Origin of the sequence: Microcoleus sp. FACHB-831 (assembly GCF_014695585.1) — a bacterium.
Classification (GTDB): Bacteria; Cyanobacteriota; Cyanobacteriia; order Cyanobacteriales; family FACHB-T130; genus FACHB-831.
In genome coordinates this window covers 15700-36849 of the sequence record NZ_JACJON010000057.1, presented here as the reverse complement: position 1 = coordinate 36849, position 21150 = coordinate 15700, and the positions used below count along the sequence as shown (strand labels likewise).

The 21150-nt window shown below is 44.4% G+C and carries 21 protein-coding genes; 12 read left to right on the top strand and 9 right to left on the bottom strand.

Annotation, left to right across the window (positions count from 1 at the left end):
• Nucleotides 1-230 precede the first annotated feature (230 nt).
• From H6F77_RS14805 to H6F77_RS14790, 4 genes are all read left to right on the top strand, one after another.
• On the top strand, nt 231-536 hold the full coding sequence (locus tag H6F77_RS14805) for a hypothetical protein (protein WP_190489462.1): 306 nt from the start codon (nt 231-233) through the stop codon (nt 534-536).
• 1 nt (nt 537) lies between these two features.
• The gene (locus H6F77_RS14800; RefSeq protein ID WP_190489461.1) at nt 538-897 is read left to right on the top strand and encodes a cupin domain-containing protein; all 360 of its coding nucleotides are present in this window, start codon (nt 538-540) and stop codon (nt 895-897) included.
• 1082 nt (nt 898-1979) lie between these two features.
• The gene (locus H6F77_RS14795) at nt 1980-2864 is read left to right on the top strand and encodes a ChaN family lipoprotein (RefSeq protein ID WP_190489460.1); all 885 of its coding nucleotides are present in this window, start codon (nt 1980-1982) and stop codon (nt 2862-2864) included.
• Nucleotides 2865-2912: 48 nt separating this feature from the next.
• The gene (locus tag H6F77_RS14790; protein ID WP_190489459.1) at nt 2913-3872 is read left to right on the top strand and encodes a PrsW family intramembrane metalloprotease; all 960 of its coding nucleotides are present in this window, start codon (nt 2913-2915) and stop codon (nt 3870-3872) included.
• A 2-nt stretch (nt 3873-3874) separates the two neighbouring features.
• Here H6F77_RS14790 and H6F77_RS14785 read toward each other — a convergent pair whose 3' ends face one another.
• Both H6F77_RS14785 and H6F77_RS14780 read right to left on the bottom strand, forming a co-directional pair.
• On the bottom strand, nt 3875-4675 hold the full coding sequence (locus H6F77_RS14785; protein WP_190489458.1) for an inositol monophosphatase family protein: 801 nt from the start codon (nt 4673-4675) through the stop codon (nt 3875-3877).
• A complete protein-coding gene (locus H6F77_RS14780) occupies nt 4675-6105 on the bottom strand; it encodes a BCD family MFS transporter (protein WP_190489457.1) in 1431 nt (476 codons plus the stop codon). The genes H6F77_RS14785 and H6F77_RS14780 overlap by 1 nt, the downstream gene beginning before the upstream one ends.
• A 218-nt stretch (nt 6106-6323) precedes the next feature.
• Between H6F77_RS14780 and H6F77_RS14775 the strand changes: the two genes are divergently transcribed.
• From H6F77_RS14775 to H6F77_RS14755, 5 genes are all read left to right on the top strand, one after another.
• A complete protein-coding gene (locus H6F77_RS14775) occupies nt 6324-7274 on the top strand; it encodes an aldo/keto reductase (protein ID WP_190489456.1) in 951 nt (316 codons plus the stop codon).
• A 96-nt stretch (nt 7275-7370) separates the two neighbouring features.
• On the top strand, nt 7371-7886 hold the full coding sequence (locus H6F77_RS14770) for a methyltransferase family protein (protein WP_190489455.1): 516 nt from the start codon (nt 7371-7373) through the stop codon (nt 7884-7886).
• Nucleotides 7887-8102: 216 nt separating this feature from the next.
• Complete coding sequence (locus H6F77_RS14765) at nt 8103-8339, top strand: hypothetical protein (protein ID WP_190489454.1); 237 nt, start codon at nt 8103-8105, stop codon at nt 8337-8339.
• A gap of 291 nt (nt 8340-8630) precedes the next feature.
• Nucleotides 8631-9692 carry a fatty acid desaturase gene (locus tag H6F77_RS14760; protein WP_190489453.1) on the top strand — a complete coding sequence of 354 codons (1062 nt, stop codon included), beginning with the start codon at nt 8631-8633 and terminating at the stop codon, nt 9690-9692.
• Nucleotides 9693-9896: 204 nt separating this feature from the next.
• Nucleotides 9897-10751, top strand: coding sequence for a hypothetical protein (locus H6F77_RS14755; protein ID WP_190489452.1), 855 nt, complete (start codon nt 9897-9899; stop codon nt 10749-10751).
• A gap of 83 nt (nt 10752-10834) precedes the next feature.
• Here the strand turns inward: H6F77_RS14755 and H6F77_RS14750 are convergent, their stop codons facing one another.
• Together H6F77_RS14750 and H6F77_RS14745 are read right to left on the bottom strand one after the other, a co-directional pair.
• Complete coding sequence (locus H6F77_RS14750; RefSeq protein ID WP_190489451.1) at nt 10835-13291, bottom strand: hypothetical protein; 2457 nt, start codon at nt 13289-13291, stop codon at nt 10835-10837.
• Nucleotides 13292-13392: 101 nt separating this feature from the next.
• The gene (locus H6F77_RS14745) at nt 13393-14604 is read right to left on the bottom strand and encodes a glycosyltransferase family 4 protein (protein WP_190489450.1); all 1212 of its coding nucleotides are present in this window, start codon (nt 14602-14604) and stop codon (nt 13393-13395) included.
• Nucleotides 14605-14633: 29 nt separating this feature from the next.
• Here H6F77_RS14745 and H6F77_RS14740 point away from each other — a divergent pair, with 29 nt between their 5' ends.
• Together H6F77_RS14740 and H6F77_RS14735 are read left to right on the top strand one after the other, a co-directional pair.
• The gene (locus H6F77_RS14740) at nt 14634-15638 is read left to right on the top strand and encodes an Npun_R2821/Npun_R2822 family protein (RefSeq protein WP_190489449.1); all 1005 of its coding nucleotides are present in this window, start codon (nt 14634-14636) and stop codon (nt 15636-15638) included.
• A gap of 3 nt (nt 15639-15641) precedes the next feature.
• Nucleotides 15642-16661: an Npun_R2821/Npun_R2822 family protein gene (locus tag H6F77_RS14735; RefSeq protein ID WP_190489448.1), complete on the top strand. Its 1020-nt coding sequence runs from the start codon at nt 15642-15644 to the stop codon at nt 16659-16661.
• 118 nt (nt 16662-16779) lie between these two features.
• Here H6F77_RS14735 and H6F77_RS28430 read toward each other — a convergent pair whose 3' ends face one another.
• The gene (locus H6F77_RS28430; RefSeq protein WP_255515762.1) at nt 16780-16914 is read right to left on the bottom strand and encodes a hypothetical protein; all 135 of its coding nucleotides are present in this window, start codon (nt 16912-16914) and stop codon (nt 16780-16782) included.
• Between the two features lie 48 nt (nt 16915-16962).
• On the opposite strand from H6F77_RS28430, the gene H6F77_RS14730 reads away from it, so the two are divergent.
• Nucleotides 16963-17910, top strand: coding sequence for a glycosyltransferase family 2 protein (locus H6F77_RS14730; RefSeq protein WP_190489447.1), 948 nt, complete (start codon nt 16963-16965; stop codon nt 17908-17910).
• Between the two features lie 45 nt (nt 17911-17955).
• Here H6F77_RS14730 and H6F77_RS14725 read toward each other — a convergent pair whose 3' ends face one another.
• The 4 genes from H6F77_RS14725 to H6F77_RS27575 all read right to left on the bottom strand — a co-directional run bounded on the left by H6F77_RS14725 (nt 17956) and on the right by H6F77_RS27575 (nt 21123).
• Nucleotides 17956-18756: a Rho termination factor N-terminal domain-containing protein gene (locus H6F77_RS14725; RefSeq protein WP_190489446.1), complete on the bottom strand. Its 801-nt coding sequence runs from the start codon at nt 18754-18756 to the stop codon at nt 17956-17958.
• Nucleotides 18757-18760: 4 nt separating this feature from the next.
• Complete coding sequence (locus tag H6F77_RS14720; protein ID WP_190489445.1) at nt 18761-20263, bottom strand: AAA family ATPase; 1503 nt, start codon at nt 20261-20263, stop codon at nt 18761-18763.
• A gap of 145 nt (nt 20264-20408) precedes the next feature.
• A complete protein-coding gene (locus H6F77_RS14715; RefSeq protein ID WP_190489444.1) occupies nt 20409-20843 on the bottom strand; it encodes an HHL1-like protein in 435 nt (144 codons plus the stop codon).
• Entirely contained in the window at nt 20833-21123 is a 291-nt protein-coding gene (locus tag H6F77_RS27575; RefSeq protein ID WP_206753467.1) for a hypothetical protein, read from the bottom strand. Before H6F77_RS27575 ends, H6F77_RS14715 begins: the two co-directional genes overlap by 11 nt.
• Nucleotides 21124-21150: the final 27 nt, after the last annotated feature.

Genomic DNA, 21150 nt, shown 5'->3' with positions numbered 1-21150 from the left:
TAACACCAAAATAGCCCCAACGCCTACGGTCGAGGCAATTAATTTGCTACTAAGATAAATTATCTTAGCTTGCTCATCTATCCTTTTACATCAGCCAGTTTACATATCTATTCATGAGTAAAAAACAGTTACAAAAATTAATAAATAAGTCGCAGGTTTGATGGTTTAAAAAAAATAGTAAATTAATTTGGTTGATATCCGATCGCTGCACCCTTCTTAAGAAATAAGCCGTGTTTCAACTTCTATATTTCCTGGTTCACGCAATCCAGCCAATTTTAGTACCTGTTTGCTTTTTATGTGCCTGGATGTTAACGATTTTGTTTGGCTGGAGCATATGGACTGCGATCGCCGACACCCAGAGAAACGCTAAACGGATGCACAGCATACCGTGCGCTGAGTGTAAATATTTTACGGGCGATTACCATCTCAAGTGTACGGTACAGCCCTACATTGCTATGTCTCCAGAAGCGATCGATTGTCCTGACTATCGACCGGAAAAATTTACTTGTACGGAGTCTGGGGAGAGAGCGTACTAAAATGCTGGTTCAAAAGCTCAATAAGTGCGAGGAGTTTATTGCGGGCGATCGCACGATACTAAGAGAGTTATTACATCCAGATAAGCAGTCGGTGGAGTTGCGCTACAGTTTGGCTCACGCCATTCTCCCAGTTGGCGAAACTTCCACCCCCCACTCGCTAAAAACGTCTGAGGTTTACTACATCATCAGCGGTAAGGGTGAGATGCATATTGATGACGAAACTCAGCTAGTGGAACCTGGGGATGCTGTGTATATTCCCCCTAATGCTAAGCAATTTATTCATAGTTGCGGAACTGAGCCGCTAGTGTTTATTTGTATTGTCGATCCGGCGTGGCGCAAGGAAGACGAAACTGTTTACTAATAGTTTGGCGATCGCGATCGCACTTTAAGTATGGAGTTAATTTAAATCTTTAAAACAACAACAGCACTCAAACTAGACTCGCTTAGGGATTTCCTCATGTGGGCAATTGACATGGAGTTGCACTGAATTGCATTGCTCCCCAGTCTTTAGCTTAGGAAATATTAGCCTTCTTGTTGGGTGCTGCTGTTGTTGGTTAACGAGACAGATTTTAGATTAAACAGCGTTCTTTACCTCTTAACTCATATGCCAACTGCGCTGCGATTCATCTGTCAGAGAAGCTTTTTAGCTCCTTCTTTTACAATAGCCATTTTATCTGTTAACAACAAGTAGATGAAACCAAAGTTCACATTTTTACTTAACAGATGTTTATAGTAAAAAGTAAATATTGTCCGCTTGTATAGCATTTATATCAATTGGAATGCGATCGCGCCTCTTGATGCTTTATTATCTTAACCAGGCACCATTTTTTAAAGGCAATATTAGTTAATAGTTTAAATTTTTAAAACAACAACAGCACCCAGACTAGACTCGCTTAGGGATTTCCTTATTTGGGCGATTGACGTGGAGTTGCACTGAAATTTAAATTATGAAGCAACGATTTATTGCTCGCCGCTCATATCAGTTACATTGCTCCCTAGTCGTTAGCTTAGGAAATATTAGCCTTCTTGTTGAGTGCTGCTGTTGTTGGATGAGACAGATTTTAGATTAAACAGCGTTTTTACCTCTTATATCGAACTTAACTCAAATGTGAACTGCGCTGCGATCATCTGTCAGGGGAGCTTTTTTTGCTCCTTCTTTTACAATAGCGACCCTGTATCTTAACGACAAGTGAATGCAACCAAAATTCACATTTTTACTTAACAGATGTTGATGTTAATAAATGTATATAAAGCGCGAGCGAATAGGTCTTGCGCTGTTCGCAGAATGTAGTTAAATGTAAAGCAATGTTCCACGCAGTAGAGAACCTACTACTGCAACTGTAGATAGAAGAGTCGCAACCCCCGCCAGGGGTTAGGGGCGCGGGGATGGAAGATTATGAGGGGTGATGTGTCGTTTGAGCGATCGCAAGGCACAATATCTTTATGAAAATATACCAAATCACCAAAATCTGGGCTTGGTCGCTGGGGATAATCTTATTCTGTACCTTGCCTTCCCATGCTCAAAATATATCAAGTCCGCGATCGCAGCAAAACTACAATCTTCAAGAAGTTTTGCAAAAGCTCTACCAGACAAACGTCATCTACTTAGGCGAAACTCACGATAACCCTGAAGATCATAAAGCTCAACTGGAGATTATCCAAAAACTGGTAGCGAAAAATAAGAAAGTAGCGATCGCTATGGAAATGTTTCAACGTCCCTATCAGGACGTACTCGATCGGTATATTGCTGGCAAAATAACAGAAACGCAGTTAATCGAACAAAGCGAATATGAGCAACGGTGGGTATTTCCTTGGGAAAATTACGCCCCCATCCTGCGCTTTGCCGCATTAAATAAATTGCCAGTTTTAGCCTTAAATACTCCCGCTGAAATAACCCGCAAAGTTGCTCGCAGAGGATTGGAAAGCCTTACTCCAGAAGAGCAACGCTATATTCCACCAGCCTCAGAAATTCGTACAGATAATGCTGAATATCGCCAAATGGTGTTAGGGGCTTTTCAACAACATAGACAAGCAGGACACGGATCTAGCGCCAGCTTCGAGCGATTTTTCACAGCGCAGGTGTTGTGGGATGAAACAATGGCAGAAGCGATCGCCAAGTTTGTCAAAGCCAACCCAGATTATCAAGTAGTCGTGTTAGCTGGACAAGCTCATATTATCTACGGCTACGGAATACCCAGCCGCGTAGAACGACGCCTTGGTAAGAAAGCGGTGCAGAGTTCAATTTTACTAAATCCCTCAGAAGAAGATATCGCGTCTACAGATAAAGCGATCGCAGATTACTTTTGGATAACTTCACCACCTAAGTGACGCATTGTGAGTTATAAACGAGTCAAGTTTTAACTCACGCCCCTACCTATGGACAAATTCCTAATAACTGCCGTTTTAATAGCCATTCCGACATATCTATACATCCGCATCGTTATCAGCATAGATCGCTTTGAAAAAGAACCTACACGCTACCTGATTGGGGCATTTTTGTGGGGTGCGGTGCCAGCGGTGATTATTGGTATCATTGCACAACTAATTCTAGACATCCCCGTAGAAGAAATACTCGGTACAAGCCTTACGGGGCAGTTTATCACCACTGCGATCAATGCACCAATCACTGAAGAGATTCTTAAAGGTGCTGTTGTAGCCATCCTTTACCTGTGGTTTCGCAGAGAATTTGATGGTTGGGTGGATGGAATTGTCTACGGTGCGATGGCGGGGTTTGGATTTGCCTACGTGGAGAATATTATTTACTTGCTAGGCACAAAAACTTGGGAAGAATGGGTGGGGTTGTTCATCTTGCGTGTTATTGCATTGGGTTTCATGCACGGTTTTTGGACAGCGTTAACCGGAATTGGTTTTGGTGTAGCGCGTCACATGCACAACCCCTGGATGAAAGTATGGGCGATCGCTACTGGCTTAATCGCAGCAATGTTCGCTCATTTAATACATAATGGCGGACTTATCTTGGCTGAAGCTAGCGGCGGCGCAACAATTTTAGTAGTTATGTGGAATTATGGATTTCTACTAATCCTGATGATTATTTTAGGGTTTGTTGCAGCTCGCCACGATCGCAAAATGCTCAAAACTTATCTAAGCGACGAAGTGCCACATATTATCTCAGCCGTAGACTACGAAGGACTTTGTAACACGACATCCAACGCACTAGCGCGGTTTCGCGCTGCACCCAAACAAAAACGCGCTTTCATTCAAGCGGCGGCTGAGTTAGCCCAAAAGAAGTTCCAGTTAATGAAGATGGGCGAAGAAGGCGGTAATAGTACAGAAATAAAACTATTGCGTGAGGAGTTAAAACGAATGAGGGGATGAGTCTATTTAACCAAAGATTGCACTAAGGGTTGAAAGACAGAGACGAGTTCGGGACGGCTGACGACTAAAGAGGGAAAAGAGCGATCGCGATAATTTTCTCCCTCTTGTAAAGGAAACGGTTGTTCTTTCTTCAACGGTATCCACACTCCACCCGCTGCGTGTAAAATTGCCCAGACTGCGGCAATATCCCAAACCTTTGGAGTTGATTCGACACCGCCGAGGGTAGCACCAGAAGCAACAGCCAAAAAGTTGTATGTGGTGACGCCCAACATTCTAATTTTGGCGGGGAAGGGTTGCTGCAAAACAGACGTACTCCTAGCACACAGACAAAAAAAGTGATTGAGGCTAGGATCGTCTTCGCTTGTTTTGATGGGTTTATTGTTTAAAAATGCCCCATTTTTACTGCCATCAGCTAACCAAAAACCGTGAAAAGATTGCGAAGTTGGGGGGAAATGCACGTAGCCAAAAACGGGCGTGCCTTGATAGAGCAAACCCATCGATATTCCCCAGATGGGAATGCCCCTCGTGAAGTTTGTAGTACCGTCAATGGGGTCGATTACCCAACACCATTCGGAACCGTAGAAAGTGTGTTCTGATTCTTCACTCAAGACATCGTGGCTGGGAAAAGCATCAGCGATCGCCTCTCTAATTTCCGCATCAGCCCATTTATCGGCTTGCGTAACCAAACTTCCATCAGCCTTGCGATCTGCGTGTACTTGTCCAAAATCTTGCAACAATTGCTTGCCGATTCTAGTAGTAGTAAGTTCGGCAAAATTTAATATCTTTTCCCAAAAATCAGTCATCAGTCTAAGTCTCCTTCCATAACGGCTGCGATCGCTTGCTGGGCATTAGTGCGGAACTCCTGCACGTTTACTCGTTCGAGAAATTTGAGTGCCAAAATCATGGCAACTGCCTGGAGAGCAAATACCAACCCATACGCTAGCACCGAGTCAGCAAATAGCTTTGTGCCAAGCTGTAACACAGCGCCTCCAACCACCGTCGCCACTCCTTTTGCTAAAGCCTGCGACAATCCCCACGCACCAATAAATGTGCCTGCGGTTTCGGCTACTGTTAAATCCAACATCATAGTGAGCGCTCCTGTCGTTAGGATGCCAGAAGCCAGACCGAAGAATAAAAGAGCAATTTGGAGGAATGCGGATTTATGGGTAAATCCCGACATTACCACCCAGATCAAGGAGACGATGACTAGGATACAGCCTACTTTAGCAGTATTGCGCTTGCCGATTCGCGGAGTTAAAAGGAAGCCAGCCGCAGAAATACCAATTAATGTTCCAGTTCCCCAGTAGGCATTGAGGCTAGCTGTTGCACCGATTTCCATGTTGAAGACATCACCACCATAGGTTTCTAAGATGGGGTCTTGCATAAATAAGCCAAGTGTCGTCAACACCAAAAAAGTAAAAAAGATGCTCGTTTGGCGGCTAGCAGTTAAGATTCTCCAAGCTCTACCGAGAGTAATTTTTTCTTCTTGATTAACTAATGTCGAGCGCACGGCATAGCGGGAATATTTTTTCTCGATGCCCCATGTTGATACAAAAGCCAGGGCAAATACAATCAAGGGTACAACTAGAAACAGGCGATTAATTGCTGTCTGTACTTCCTCTATCGGGGCGTTGAGAGTTAATTTCTTGAGCAAGATACCAATAGTAATTGCCCCAATAATTGTTCCCCCGATTAGCATCGACCAGTCTATTCCTACCAGTTTGGAGCGATTATCTTCATCGGAAACATCCACCAAGAGCGTCGCAAACGGAGTAGAACTTGCACTAACTGCAAGACCGTATAACGCAAACAACAGAGCTAGCAAGGCAGCCCAGCCATAGGTTTGAGCAGTCCAGCCGTATGCCTTTAAACTGCTGCCCACCTGCCACATTACTTGGACTGCTAAAAAGGAAATAATTGCCAGACCTGCTGCGCCAATCCAGACATAGCCTGTTCGATGATATCCCCACAGAGGTTTGGTATCGGACATCTGCCCAAACCAGACTCGCGCTGGAGCCACAAATAAAGTCAAGGCAAGGATAACTGTGGCGATCGCTGGCGGTACTCCCAACTCTCTTATCAGCACGCGGTTGAGAACCCCAAAGACGAGAACTGACATCATTCCCAGTCCCATTTGGAATAGTCCGAGCCGAAACATTGTGGCTAGATTAAGCCTGGGAAGCTGCTTGGAATTTTCTTCTATGTAAGAATTTGATAAATCATCAAGGGTCATAGTTTTTCAAAGAGGCGATCGCTAGAAAAGTTGCGCCCTTAAGTTAAACATAAACCCTACCACCAACCAAATAGTATAAGTAAGTCACAGCCCCCATCATCTCTCTTGCCCCTCTCCCCAAGGTGACTTGAGGGCTGCAATCTGTTCCAAAGGGTGCAGGGTGCAAGTTCCGCCTCTATCCGACTATAAATAAAGAAATATTAAGATTTTGGTCAACTGTGGAAACTATTACTCTGGGGCAAAACGGCCCATCGGTTACACCTCTTTGCATTGGCACTTGGGCTTGGGGAGATAAGCTGTTCTGGAATTATGGCAGCGATTATGGGCTAATTGAGGTACTAGATGCCTTTGATGCTGCCTTAGATGCTGGTGTAAGCTTCTTTGACACCGCTGAAATTTACGGATTTGGAGAATCTGAGTCTCTCTTAGGGCAATTTATGCAACGCACCACTAAATCGGTGCAAATTGCTACTAAATACTTCCCCTTACCTTGGCGATTTACCGCTCAATCTGTTTCCGACACCCTTACAGACAGTCTGAAACGCCTGAAGGTCGAACAAGTCACCCTTTATCAAGTGCATTCACCCTTAAACTTCTTGATGAGTGCGGAGACATTGATGAATGCTCTAGCGGATGAGGTGAAGCGGGGCAGAATTGTCAGCGTAGGCGTGAGCAATTATTCAGCAGAGCAAATGCGGGAAGCACACAAGATTTTGGCAGCTAGAGGCGTTCCCTTGGCTGTGAATCAGGTTCCCTACTCTCTACTGAATCGGAAAATTGAAACAAATGGCATTTTGGATGCAGCGCGTGAGCTAGGCGTGACAATTCTGGCTTATAGCCCTTTGGCGCAGGGCTTGCTAACTGGCAAGTATACGGTTGAACAATATAAAGAGCCGACTGGTGCGCGTAGGATAGACCCCCGCTTCAGCCGCAGCGGTTTGGAAAAAATCGCGCCTGTAACTTCTGTGTTGCACGAATTGGGGGAAAAGTACGACAAAACTCCAGCTCAAGTGGCGCTGAATTGGCTAATTGCTCAGGGTGGGGTGGTTCCAATTCCGGGTGCGAAAACAGCTCAACAGGCGCGGCAAAATGCTGGGGCGCTAGGTTGGGAGCTTGCAGAGTCGGAAGTTGCCCGGTTGGAAGAGGTAAGCCGCCCTTGGCGGAGTTAAAACGGAGGCAGAGGCTTCCAGTATGCTTGTTCCCAGGCAGCAGCCCTGGGAACGAGATAATCTACAATCCAAAATTGATAGTGGAGCGATCGCGCAATGAAACTCTTGTCAGATTGGGGCTTTACCCTTGAAGGTTGGCGCAATGGCAATAAAGGCGAATACTGGGTAGTAGCTCAGGCATTTCTGATAGTAGCCTTTATCCTATTGCCAATCTACCGCCCGAATAGCTTGCAAATCGACTCCGCTGAATTGTTGTATATCAGGTGGGGCGGTGGCGTAATTCTGGGATTAGCAGCATTAGTGCTACTGGCGAAAGGCTTGCTAGATTTGGGACAACAACTAACACCGTTACCTTATCCCAAAGCCGACGGCGAGCTTGTACAATCGGGAATTTACAGCATCGTGCGCCATCCCCTTTACAGTGGTGTAATTTTCGCTGCACTCAGTTGGGCTATCTTCCAGGTAAGCTTATCTCACTTGATAAGTGCTGCTGTTCTGTTAATCTTTTTTAATGCCAAAGCCAGCCGCGAGGAAGCCTGGTTAGTGCAGAAGTATCCAAATTACTCAGAATATCGGCTTGCAGTCAAAAAGCTTGTTCCTTGGCTCTACTGAAGCTGATTTTGGTAGGCAACGTCCGCCCTGCACGGCATAAGGGGTATTTTGTAGCTTATGGTACGGATAATTGCGTGGCATTTGCTAATATTGCCAGCTTTTAGCCAATGCCTAAAATTGGTCAGTTGGAAAATCGCCACATAAAATTTAACTTAACTGCCAGTTCAGGATAGAATGACGAAATGGTGTGAGTAAGTAAAAATAACTATTCAGCTAATGTCCACTTTTTCATCTACTCTGACCCGTCCTGAAAACTTGGTGAGTGATATCTGTACAGCCTCGGCCACCAGAACCCGCGCGATAGAGATGATGAAGTCTCTCTATCAGGCTGACCAACAAGCCAAGTACCTGAATTTGCATTCAGAAGTCGAAACTCTGTTACAGCAGTTGCAGTGCCTCAAACAGCAACGGCTAGCAGAAGAAAATGTAGATTCTTCTGTTAACTGCGATTAGGGCACAAAGAATTTTTAGACAAGGCGTGCAGAGCGATCGCACTCGCGGGAGCGATCGCCCCGTTATTGTCTGCTATAAGACTGAATTCACAAAAAAAAACTGCTGGGGCACGATGCAGCAACGCGAACAGGCTAAATACTGTGGTATAAAAATTAAAGTTTTGTAACCTGCAACGCCCTTTAAAAGGCAAATTCCGCAATTTCGCCTGCTACTGACTCGCATATAGCAGGTTTTTTATGCTTGTTGATTCAGCCATTGACCGACCTGAAAATTGGATAATGTAATTTCTGCATGACTATATCGACAATCAAAGTAACAGACCAGACCCTGACATCTACTACAAAAGAGTCAGACCTGCGTCTGAAAGACATTTTGAAGACGCTGCCACGCGAAGTTTTTGCCAAAGATCGGCGCAAAGCGTGGACAACGTTGGTAATAAATGTATTGATGGTAGGCTTGGGGTATGTAGGGCTGGCGATCGCGCCTTGGTATCTTCTGCCCTTGCTGTGGATTTTTACAGGCACAGCGCTAACAGGCTTTTTTGTAATTGCACATGACTGCGGTCATAGGTCATTTGCCAACCGCCGCTGGGTAAACGATCTAGTCGGGCACGTATTCCTGCTGCCCTTGATTTATCCCTTCCATGCTTGGCGTCTGCTGCACAACCAACATCACGCTCACACTAACAAGCTAGATATAGACAACGCTTGGCAACCTTGGAAAGAAGAATTTTATGAAAATTTACCAAGCTTTGCACGGTGGGGCTACCGCAGACTGCGGGGACGGTTTTGGTGGGTTGGCTCGATAATTCATTGGGCAGGTATGCACTTTGATTGGACGCAATTCCAAGGCAAAGAGCGCCAGAAAGTGAAATTGTCTGTTTTAGTAGTACTTGGGTTTGCCCTAGTAGCATTCCCTCTTTTGGTAGCTACGACTGGCTTCTGGGGAGTGGTTAAGTTTTGGCTAATGCCCTGGATGGTTTACCACTTCTGGATGAGTACGTTCACCATAGTTCACCACACAATTCCCTCTATTCCATTCATGCCAGAGGAGCAGTGGAATGAGGCTAAAGCTCAGTTGTCTGGAACCGTCCATTGCGATTATCCATCTTGGGTGGAATTCCTCTGTCACAACATCAACGTTCACATTCCCCATCACCTTTCGGTCGCGATTCCTTCTTATAACTTGAAGGAAGCACATCGAATTATCAAAGAAAATTGGGGAGAACACATCCACGAGTATCGCTTCTCCTGGTCTTTGATGAAAGAGATTACCGATGAATGCCATCTGTACGATGCCGAGGATTGCTACTACCAGTCTTTCGATGAGTATTACGCTAAAAAAAGAGCTTGATAGTATCGCTTACGGGCGGAATAGCGATCGCTAGCGGCTGAAGTGCTAATTAAATATATAGAAACCCGTTTTCTTAAAGAAAACGGGTTTCTCGTTTTAGGGCGATTTTACACTTATTTTGAGCTATTGCTTTAAACCATATTTCATTCTTTTGTCAAGTAAGGCTATTGTGGAGAATATAATTTGGGCAAGGAGAAGCAGGTTATGAAGAAGGCGCAGTGGATTGCAAGTTTAAGCCTGGTTGCTTTGTCGCTAGCTAGCTGCACGAGTAATAGCAATACAAGTACAGCACCGACACCGCAGCCTAGTGTTGGACAAGTGGCTGCACGTTCCAAAAAACAGGCGTCTCAATCGCCTAAAAAGATCGTAACTCCAACTCGTTCTGAGGCTGTGCCTGCGCCACCTCCAGGAATTTTTAAGCCCACGAAGGTAGGAACGATTCAGGCGGGACGCCGCGATCCGTTTTCTGTGGTTCCTCCGGTACAGCAGTTGTTTACACCTGAGACGAAGAAACAGCAGGATACTAAACAAACTGTAATTAAAAAACAAGCTATTAAAAAACAGGCGATTAAACAGCAAGTAATTAAAAAACAGGCAATTAAACAGCAAGTAATTAAAAAGCAGGCAATTAAACGTCAGGAAGCCAAAACTAAACCTAAGCTTTCGGCTGAGCCAAAGGTTGCTATTCTCAATAAACAAACCGCGCCTCTAAGGAAAGTTGTACCATCACCTGTAGCGCAAATTTATCCGCCAATGGCGGACAAAATACCAGTTATAAGTTCTTCCCCTGCGCCATTACCTTCGACAGATTTAGCTAGTGCTGTTCAAGTAACGGGGGTTGTGCAGGTAGAGAGTAAAGTTGTGGCGATCGTTAACGCACCAACTGAGAAGATAAGTCGCTATGTTAGTGCTGGCGAATATCTTTCTAATGGACAAGTGTTGGTAAAACGTATTGAATTTGCCAGCAATAAGGAGCCTGTGGTGGTTCTGGAACAAAATGGAGTCGAGGTAGTTAAATCGGTGGGTAGCACTAGCGGCGCGGTTGCTAGTGCTATGTAGGGAATGGGGAATGGGGAGACGCGACCTTATCGGCGTCTCCACAAGGCTCCGGACTCCGGACTCCGGACTCCGGACTTTTAAAACTACTCAAATTTTTGGCGCTGGGCTGACCACCGTTTTAGGCTGTAGTTGCTGACATCTTCGACTACTAAAGCGGCTGTTCCTCCATCGCCTAAGTCAGCGATCGCTGCTAAACTGGCTCCTGTGTCTGCGCTAAATTCGCTGTATATCAGACTACCCGTATCCGAAAAGATTAGGGTGCGCGGTTTAAAAATTTGAGCAGCAGGGGCAGGTTTGCCGTCTTTTGGTTTCAAAGCTGCTGAAACATCTTGATACAAAGTCAAGACGGCTTCAGGCCGATTGTTACCAGTCAAGTCGATGGGCTGCACCGACCAGTTGCCCAATGCTTGCAGCATGGCAGGCAAGCTGGGAATTGCTCCTGGGGGAATTTGACCAGCTTTTTGTAACTCGCGCCACAGCGTTGGTAGGATGGCATACGTCCACTGGGGCTGAATTTGCGAGAGGGTGCCCAGGCTGGTGGAATCTGCCTGCAACCACTGTAGAGCTTTTTCGGTATGCGCCATAGGACGGAGGCGATCGCCTGAAGCATTTGCGGGTGCAGGACTAGAAAGAGCCTCGCCCGTTGCCAATAAAGCGATCGCCCCATCGCGGACTTGCGCCCCTTTGACTACCGCCATCGTAGTTTGCTGTTGTCCGTCTGGCTTCCAGACTGTAATTTGAATTCTGGGGTCTGTGTCTAAACCCAACAGTTTCCACAACTGCTTTCCCGGTTCAACCGTTGACAGTTGTACATCGGTAAAGGGCTGTTTAAGCCAGCGTTGCCCGTCGTGAAAGTTTGCTACCTGAACCTGATACCATTGTTGCCCCTCTTGTTGCAAAGGTGCAGTTTCATCTGGTCGCAGCCACTCTGCCGGATTCACCACAGTTAGTGGCTGCGCCGTGCCAATAATTTGACTGAAATGACTGCTTATGGGGGACGCATAGGCAAATGCTGCATCCAACAAGTCGAGTAATTGAGTAATTTGGGGGGTAATTTGGGGTTTTTGTTCGGGTATTTTAGCTTCAGTCGAATTTAAGGGTGCGACAGCTTGGGCTGTAGCAACTGGAGTAGAAGGAGTTTGCTGCTGCAACCAGGCGATCGCTTTGGCGCGTCCCTGCTGTGCAGCCATAATCAGCGCTCCCCATGCTTGGGCATCGTTTTGAGATGGATCTACCTTCAGAGCCGCTTCGACGCGCTTCCAGAGGTGGCGAGAATCGCTTTTCAGACTCATAGCAACCTCATAACGGCGAGGATCGGAAAGCGACTCGAATAACGCGATCGCTTCCCGCCAACGCCCATCGATCAAAGTAGCAACAATTTGATCGCTGGGACTAGCCCAAGGTTTCTTAGCCTCAGCTTGGGTAATTTGTGCGTGGTATTGAATTACATCCAGTTGCGCTTGGGCGTCAGAACTCCACTTATCCTTATTTTTCACAGATTTCAACGCCGACAGTGCAGGCGACCACAAGCCATTCCTAGCCAGCAGCAAACCATTCCGATAGGCTTTAGTGTTGATGGCTGGATCTGTTAAAGAAACTTCCTCTAGCTCAACCGGATCGGGTACAAAGTTGCGCGGTTTAACCTGATAAACGCGGAACTGCGGTTCCACGCCCACTGTTTGATTGACTACCAACTCTGGGGAATCGCCGCCTGTAATTTCCTCCCAGTAAGCAGACTCGCCAGTTTGACTCGTCCACGCCGCCATTATGCTCAGGTGAGTTTGGCTGGGGTTGTAGTGAATCACTTGTCCGTAGACTATTGGTTTTTCAGCGGCTACGATACCAGTGACATTCAGCCAAACCCCAAGTTCTGGTGCTTCGCCCTGAATGGAACTTACTTGAGTTAAAGCTAGAGAACGGGATGAGTTACGACGGTTAGATTCGGTAGGTTCCTTGGGAATAACCGCAGCTTCTTCGGGTCCGGAAATGGCTGCTTGACTGACAAGCCGATAAGCTTTTTCGCCTTCGACCACCTCTGTGGACTGATAAACTCTCAGTTCTACAATCTGTTCGCAATCTGACTGACAATTCTTCAGCTTTGCTTTGATAGGTAGCAACAAGTCAGAATCGTTTAGAGATATGGGTTCTCCTGGTGTCAGTTGCTTTTTACTAATAGCTGCGCGGATTTGTGCGAGTGTTAGGGGTGGTTCGCGGACGGCGACGGGGATGCGCGTCCATGAAGGTAAATAGCGATTTAGCCAGACGATTGAATCTGGGTTAACGATTGACTGGACTGCTAGATTACCACCACCAACAATTAAACCTGCTGCACCGACTAACGCCACCAGCGCACCCAAACCAGTCAGGAAATTCCCTAGTCGGGACGATCGCATTGCTGGTTTTTTGCTGACTGGGACTTGACGTTTCCCAGGCTGAGGCGGTTTTTTTGCCTTTGGCCGTTCTACAGGCGCGTTTTTTGTAAACTGGGCGTCTTTTTTACGCGGGTTTTTACCAACTGGTGGGGATGGCGGCTTCTTCATAAATATTTTCTATTGATAATAGGTGACGCACCAAGGCATGAGACTTGCACGAGGGCGTTTATTGAAGATTGGGGTGGAATGCCTCATTTATCTAGTGATTTTTACAAATTCAGGACTTTTTCATAACGCATACCGACAGTTTCCCAGGTGTATTCTGTTTCGATGAGCGATCGCCCATTTTGCGATAATAGACTTCTTAGTTGGGGGTTTTCAAATAAGCGGCTGATTGCCTCAAGATACTCCTCAACCCGGTTCGCCCGCAATGCTCTTAATGGTACGCCGTCACCTTCAACGGTTAACCCTTCCAAACCGCGATCGCTCCCCACGACGGGAACCCCAGCCGCCATCGCCTCTAGTGTCTTATTTTTAATTCCGAAACCTGTTCGCATCGGTATTATACAGACTGTAGCTTGGTGCAGATACTCTACCATTGAAGGCACGCGCCCAGTTACTTTGATTCCAGGAAGCTTTCCTAACTCTACAACTTCCGGTACGGGACGCGCTCCCACGAGTTCTAATGTTGTATCGGGATAACGCTTTTGGATTTGCGGCAAAACTTGCAAACTAAAAAACTGCGCTGCATCAATATTTGGCCTATTATCCATTGCTCCAATAAAAATTAATTTACATCCCCCCGGATCTTTTGAACGCATGGGAAATTGAGTAAAATCTACGCCATTGGGAATCACCTCAATCGTGTCATTAGGGTTGAAAGCCTGTATTTGCTGCTTGTCTTCCTCAGTTGTTACTACAATTGCAGAAAACTTAGAACAGTATCGCTGTTCGTATCGGCGCAAGAGGGGCAAATTCAAGCGATCGCGCAGTGGCTTCTCTGCTGTTTTTGTTTCTAGCTGTTGACGACACGTTGCATATACAGAACTGTGAATATTTACTACTGTCCGCAACTTTTGCCGCCACTCAGGTCGCACGTAAATTTCATTTACGCTATGCTCACAAGTAATTACCTCAAAGTTACCAGCAGCGACAGCTTCATCTATCCACTTTTGTATCTGAACTGAGTAAATGGATTGTACGCTAGGCGGCGTTCCTTGCTGCAAAAATGCACCAAAACGCTGCACTTTCCCCACAAATCCCCCTACGCCAGATTCTTGCGGACGGGGAAAAACAACCAGTTCTTCCACCGATTCCCGTAATTTTTCTACTTCCGCATCTGTAACGTCAGAAGCCCGCTGGGTAATTAAAGTAATATTATGGCGTTTTTGGAGATACTTGAGTAAATTAAATGTTCTTACCTGCGTTCCACCCCGCGTGGGAGGATAGGGAAAAGTGGAAGACAGCATTAAAATTTTCATAATAAATTTTCTGGCTTTTGGAATTAACTATGACTAACGGAATTTATATACTTGCTAACGATGTAGTCTATGACCAATTGGTTGCTTTGCTCAATAGTATAGAAGCGAATGCGGGCAAAAAATATCCAATTTGCATTATCCCCTACGACGATCGCTTGGAGTTGGTGCGAAGGGAGATTAAAACTAGGGGAAATGTTCAATTATTTGAAGATTCAGACGCGATCGCTCGTTGGGATAACTTTGCTGTAGAAGTTTGGCAAACTCATCCCACTATTATCAGCGAATGGCGTCAAAAAGGTATTACAGGAATATTTCGCAAAGGTATGCATCGTCGATTTTCTTTGTTTGACGGCCCCTTTGAAAGTTATATTTATCTCGACGCCGATATTTTAATATTAAACTCGCTAGACTTTGTTTTTGAGCAGTTGAATAAACACGACTGGGTTGTTTATGACTTCCAGTATAACGATCCGAGTCATGTTTATAACGTGCGATCGCCTAAGTTATTAGAGGTGTTTCCTCAAGAGAGAATAGAGAAAGAAATATTTTGTGCTGGGTTCTACGCTACTAAGCGCGGAATCTTTGATAAAGAGCAACGGGAATGGTTGTTATTGCAGTTGATGTTAGGGGAATCAGAAATATTATATCCGAGCGCACCAGACCAAACTATTCTAAATTATATGGTGATGCGCTCTGGTATTTCTAGCTATAATTTTGCTCATGAACTACCCGAAAGCGATCGCACTGGTTGCTGTGTCACTTCTCCACACTTTCAAGAACAAGACTATATTCTCTACGATAAAGGCAATCGCCTCACCTATCTGCACTATATTGGTTTATCTGCGAGTTTATTTACTCGGCTATGTGCGGGAGAAAATATAGGCTTCCCCTACCGCGATTTGTTCTTGCACTATCGCTATCTTTATGAACCAGAGAAGCGCCCAAAGTTTAACGGAAAACCCAAAGCTTACAATCAACCGCCTAATTTAGCAACAAAAATTTTGCGTAAGCTAAACTTTATCAAAGGAATTTAGAATATGCGATCGCACGGTATTTACACTTTAGCTAATGATGTTGTTTACGATCAACTTGTTGCCTTGCTCAACAGCATCGAAGCCAACGTTAACCCAGATATTCCTATTTGTGTTATTCCTTATGATGACCGGCTGGACAAGGTAAAACGAGAAATCGCTTCTAGAGAAAATGTAACGCTTTTTGATAACTGGGACGCGATCCAACGTTGGGAAGACTTTGCTAATCAAGTTTGGGCAGCACATTCCAGAGCAAAGCACACAGGCAAATCAAAAACAGCTTGGTATAAAGGCCACTTGCACAGAAGGTTAGCTGCTTTTGAGGGCTATTTTGAAAAGTTTGTTTTTTACGATGGTGATAGTTTGGCTATGAAGCCGCTTGATAGCGTTTGGGAAAAACTAGACACTTACGATTTTGTCTTTGATGATTGGGAACACGCTAAACCTAGCCCTGTTGCAGCCTTAAATATTCCCATTATAGAAAAAACTGGCATTTACAAAGAGGCAGATATCCGTCCTAAACTGCATTGTGCTAGTTTCTTCGCCTCGAAGTGGGGATTTTTTGAGCCGAACGAGTTAGCCATCTTGAAGGAGCGATTAATTGAACAAGGGGAAATAGAATGGATTAATGGGCGGGGATGGTGGGATGATGCATTCTTGTTTAATTACATGACATTGAGGTGCGATCGCTCATTATTTAACTTTACCCTAAGTCCTGATGGAAAAGAGCGAACTGGCAACTGTGCCAATGCAGATCCATTTGTTAATATTGACAACGTTCTCCACAACGAGCAGGATTTAAAACCCATCCATCGCATTCACTATATGAGTTACTCGTCTAGTGACTTTGCGCGTTTGAGTCGCGGTGAAGATGTAGATATTCGTTATAAGGATAGTTTCTTATACTATCGTTTTATGAAGCAGCCAGATCAGAAACCAAAGGAACTTAAACCACCAAGTACATTAATAAAAACTGGTAGATTATTGCAGAAAGCAGTCGGTAAAGTCAAAAAAATAATTTCCTAAGTAGGCTGGTGAATTTACACATCAGTTGTTCTGGCTAGTAATGGAGAATAGGAGATTGTCGGTAATTCGGGAGCAGCCCATTTTTGCAAATAGATGCCCACAGCCTGGAAGCCTGGGGCTACAAAAACAAAGCCGTAGCGAGAGCAGCGTCATATAAAGTCCGCGCTCCTCTGACGAAAGTTTGTGTAGCCGCGACTTTAGCCGTTAGGTGTTTTGACAAAATTGGGATGCACCCGTCGGTAATTCTCCCCATCTTCTCTACTCCCCATCTCTCCTATCTCCCTTTTACCATCCTTATTTTGTGCCTAAAGTTAGCATTTGTATTCCCACATTTAATCGCGTTAATTTGCTGCATTTTGCCATTGAGAGCGTAATGAAGCAGACTTATGAAGATTTTGAACTAATTATTTGCGATGATGGTTCAACAGATGGGACACCTGAGTTAATGTCTCAATACAAAGACAGCCGAATTCGCTACATCCGCCACCAGAAGAATATCGGAAAAAGTAATAATATGCGCTCTGGTTATGAGGCTGCAAGCGGTCAATATTTCATTAAATTTGATGATGACGATCGCTTGACGCCACAATTTATAGCTCGAACGGCGGCAATTTTAGATAAAGACTCTAACATTGATTTTGTAGGCACGGATCATTGGATTATTGATATTAACAATATCCGCAATGAGGAAAAAACCCAGCAAAATTCTCGCCAGTGGGGGAGAGCGAATTTAAATGCTGGCGTAGTTGAAAATTTACTAGAAGTAGTTTTTATTAAACAAAGCTTTCAGATTGGCGCAACTTTATTCCGCCGCCAAACTCTGCAAGAAGTGGGATTTATGCTTCCCAATATCCAAAATTGCGAGGACAACGATTTATTTGTGCGCTTAGCGCTAGCTGGAAAGAAGGGCTATTATTTGCCAGAATTGCTCATGGAATATCGCGTCCATGCCGAACAGCAGGGGATTCAGCGAGCGATTCAGTATTTGACAGATAAACTGCGGTATTTATCAAGTTATCAGTTTGAGGTAGATAACTTAGAAAAAGTCAGGCGATCGCGCCTTACTGAAACTCAATTATTATTAGGTTTGCGCCTTATTGAAACGGGAGAAACCCAAAAAGGACAGCAGCTAGTTTGGTCAGCAAAATCTTTCTCTCCCAGCAGAGCTTATACTGCATTGGCACTATCTCTATTACCAGTGGCCTTGCGGGGTAGCGCGTTTAAGATGTTGAGGAGAGTAAAGCCATAACCATCTGTTAATTTAAGCTGTACCTAAATAAATAAAAATTCTAAGTTAACTTTGATTTGCATCGGCTCTTTTAAGAGCTGCAATCAGTTCAGGCTTGGTCATCTTTGAACGTCCTGGTATGTTACGTTCTGACGCGATCGCTCTAAGCGCTGTAACTGGCATACTCTGGTAATTTTTTTGTCTAGTTTCGGTTTGAACTGCCTTTGTCGTTATATTTCCTGTTGGCTGGCTAGGAATATCTTCAACTATTTTCGCAGCTCCTGCAACTTGGTCAAGTTTTTCAATCAAAGCTGCTATTTGTTGTTGATTGGCTGTTTGCTTGTTCTGACTTTCCTCAAAACTTTTTACAGTTGCAGCAACTTGCTCCACTTTTTCTGTAATAACTTTCAACTGTTGCTGAAATGATTTCTCAAATTGTTGGAGCAGACTTTTAATTTGCTGTGTTTCTCCTGAATTTGGAGATATGTCTGCGCTAACCGCAACTGTTGATCCTACTAACTGCTGCATTTCTGCTTTAGCAGTAGCAGCTTGCTCGTCAGTCATGTTAAAAACCCAAACCCACAGCTTCTCGATCTCCAGTTCCTTAGCAAGTAAACACCAGTCAGCACCGTAGACAACTTCATACTCTTCTTCTTCGCTATAAGCTTCGGTGCGGCGCACAATTAGAGGTACTAAGTTGCTACCTTGTTCGGCGAGACTTTTGCTTAAAGCTTCGCGCCGTTGCGAAGGAATTTCTATAACTTCGGCTGGTGGGATAGCAATCTGGAAAGTGTAAATTTGACCGTGACTAATTGGCTTAATCCGCAAATATTCAACAATGCGATCGCGACGCTCTGAATCGTTCATCTTACTACTCCTTCGCCTTAGTAACAGAAATTAGGTACTCTGCTAGTTTCTCATAGCAACTAAAAGCATCTTGTGCTGACTCTTTATCTTTAGCAGTTAATTCATCATCATATTCCGCGCAACATAGGGGATATCCTTTCCCAGGTGTAGTAGCAACGATGTTAAGGTCGGGAATCCATGTATCTTGAGGCCATAATTCTACATTTTTAGTTTCAGGATTCTTTGCTAAAATATCAAAAATTTGCTCCGTCATTCTGGCCGTTAGTCTAGTTGACTTTCTTTCATACATACTAACTGCAATACCTAAGATTGGGAGTGGTTCATCTCTAGATTGATCGATAGCGATCGCTCTATCAATAACATACTCCAATGCCCGTATAGGATAAGGAGCCAACTGAGTAGGAATTAACACGGCTGACGATGCCATTAATGAAATCGTATTAGCTTTTCCAAAAGACGGCGGTGGGTCAATTAAAACATAATCGTAGTGTTCGCCATATTTCTTCAGCTTTTTTGCCAATACCCGATCTATATCTACTGTCGAAATAAGAGCAGCTTCCATATAGCTTAACCGAATATGGGATGGAATAATATCTAGTTCAACATCCTCCCAACGTTGGCGAATAATTGTGTCTTGTAGGGTGACTCTTGGGTCAGTCAATAAATGCGAAATATCTTTTTTACCCTGTAACTCAATATCGTTTAGCGGATCGATACCCAATCCTGTAGTCAGATTTGCCTGAGCGTCAATATCAACCAGCAATACTCGTTTACCTTGCTGATTAAGTGCAGCCGCGAGGTTAATAGTTGTCGTAGTTTTACCCACGCCGCCTTTGTTATTGAATACGGTAATAATCATTGATTTGCCTTCTTCCTGTTTTTGGCTAACTACTTGGGTTATTTCGCTATTGGCTATTTCGCGATCGCCTTGGTTTGTTGTAGAAATAGTCTGCTTTTCTTGGAAAGAATCTAACTGATTTTCTAAGTTCAAGGCTTTTAATGTCAAAGACAAGAATTTTAGAAGAATCTGCTGCTGACTCTCATACACAGCTTGATTCACTTTCAACCCCGTATCTTTACATAAAAGCCTGTGAAAGAAAGGGAATTTATCAATTACGGTATCGCGATTGTACTCGATTATTGTTGTAATCTTTTTCTTATAGTTATAAAGTATCTTAAACCGAAAGCCATTGGTTAAAAGGCCAAGAACGGCTCCAGTTTTACGCATATATTTGCGAATTTGCCACATATTATGCTCAATCTTTTTGCAGGGAGATTTGACCTCAATAACTAGATAAGGTGGGGAGGCGGTAGCCTTATCTTGTGCAAGAACTAAGAAATCCAGCCTAGCTTTAGTAAGAAAATACTGAGTCTGCCAATCCCCGTCGGTGTAACCTAGAAGGCGCAAGAGGGGGATTACCAGATTTGATTCTACCTCCGCTTCACTACTCTGCGGGGTAATTGATTGAAAAAGATTTTGTAGAGTCTCACCAGTTACACCAGTCATGCTAAGTCACGCAGGAGGCAGTTTTTATGAGTCTAACGACTAATTGCCTTGACCTGTATGCGTATCTTCACTTATCTTTGCATGACAAATTTGAGCGATCGCATTTTTTCCTACACTACGCAATCGCTCTATTCTTCTAAATTACTTATTTCTTCTTGAGCAAACCTGAAAATGTATTCTGTACTTTAGCGATCGCGGTTTGGAAGAAGTTGGCTACACCAGGCGCTGGTGGTACGGCAACTTGGATCGGATCGTCGGCAAATTCCGCTCCCTTTAGCTTATAACCATACTCCAACTGTGTTTGGTTCTTTTTTAACACTGGATACAAACGCACGGCGCCTTGACGTAAATTCTCCTCTTCTTGAAAAATGGCTTGATTAATCTGGCTGGTGCGATTTACAGCTAAGGAACCTGCTGGATACCAGTTCTTTTTACCCTGAACGCGAATATAAATATTAAATTCTGGTACTCCATCCGCCTTCATTTTGTCGTACTGCTTGCCCGCTTGGTTGCGTTTTGCGGCTGATTTCGTTGCTTTTTTGCTAGCCTGAACTTTGCCGAATCCACTATTATTTGTCATAAATTCCTCTGCTATTTTTACAAAATTTTACATAATTTTCAGGAATTATGGAATGGTTTTGGGGCGTCTTTACGGAAAGTTTGCGAGATTCCGCGCGATCGCTCTTCGCGCTCCAACCCGCAGCAGGTGTAACAAAAGGGGCATTGTAAGCATACTGGCCAAAACGCATACGAAGCCCTCTACTCAAACTAAGACAACCAACAGCGATCGCTTCAATCCTTATAATTAACCAGATAATTGTTCGCCATTGAGTGGTATCTATAGTTCTACAGGACACCATTTGAGCCTGAAAAGAACCTGGGTGTTA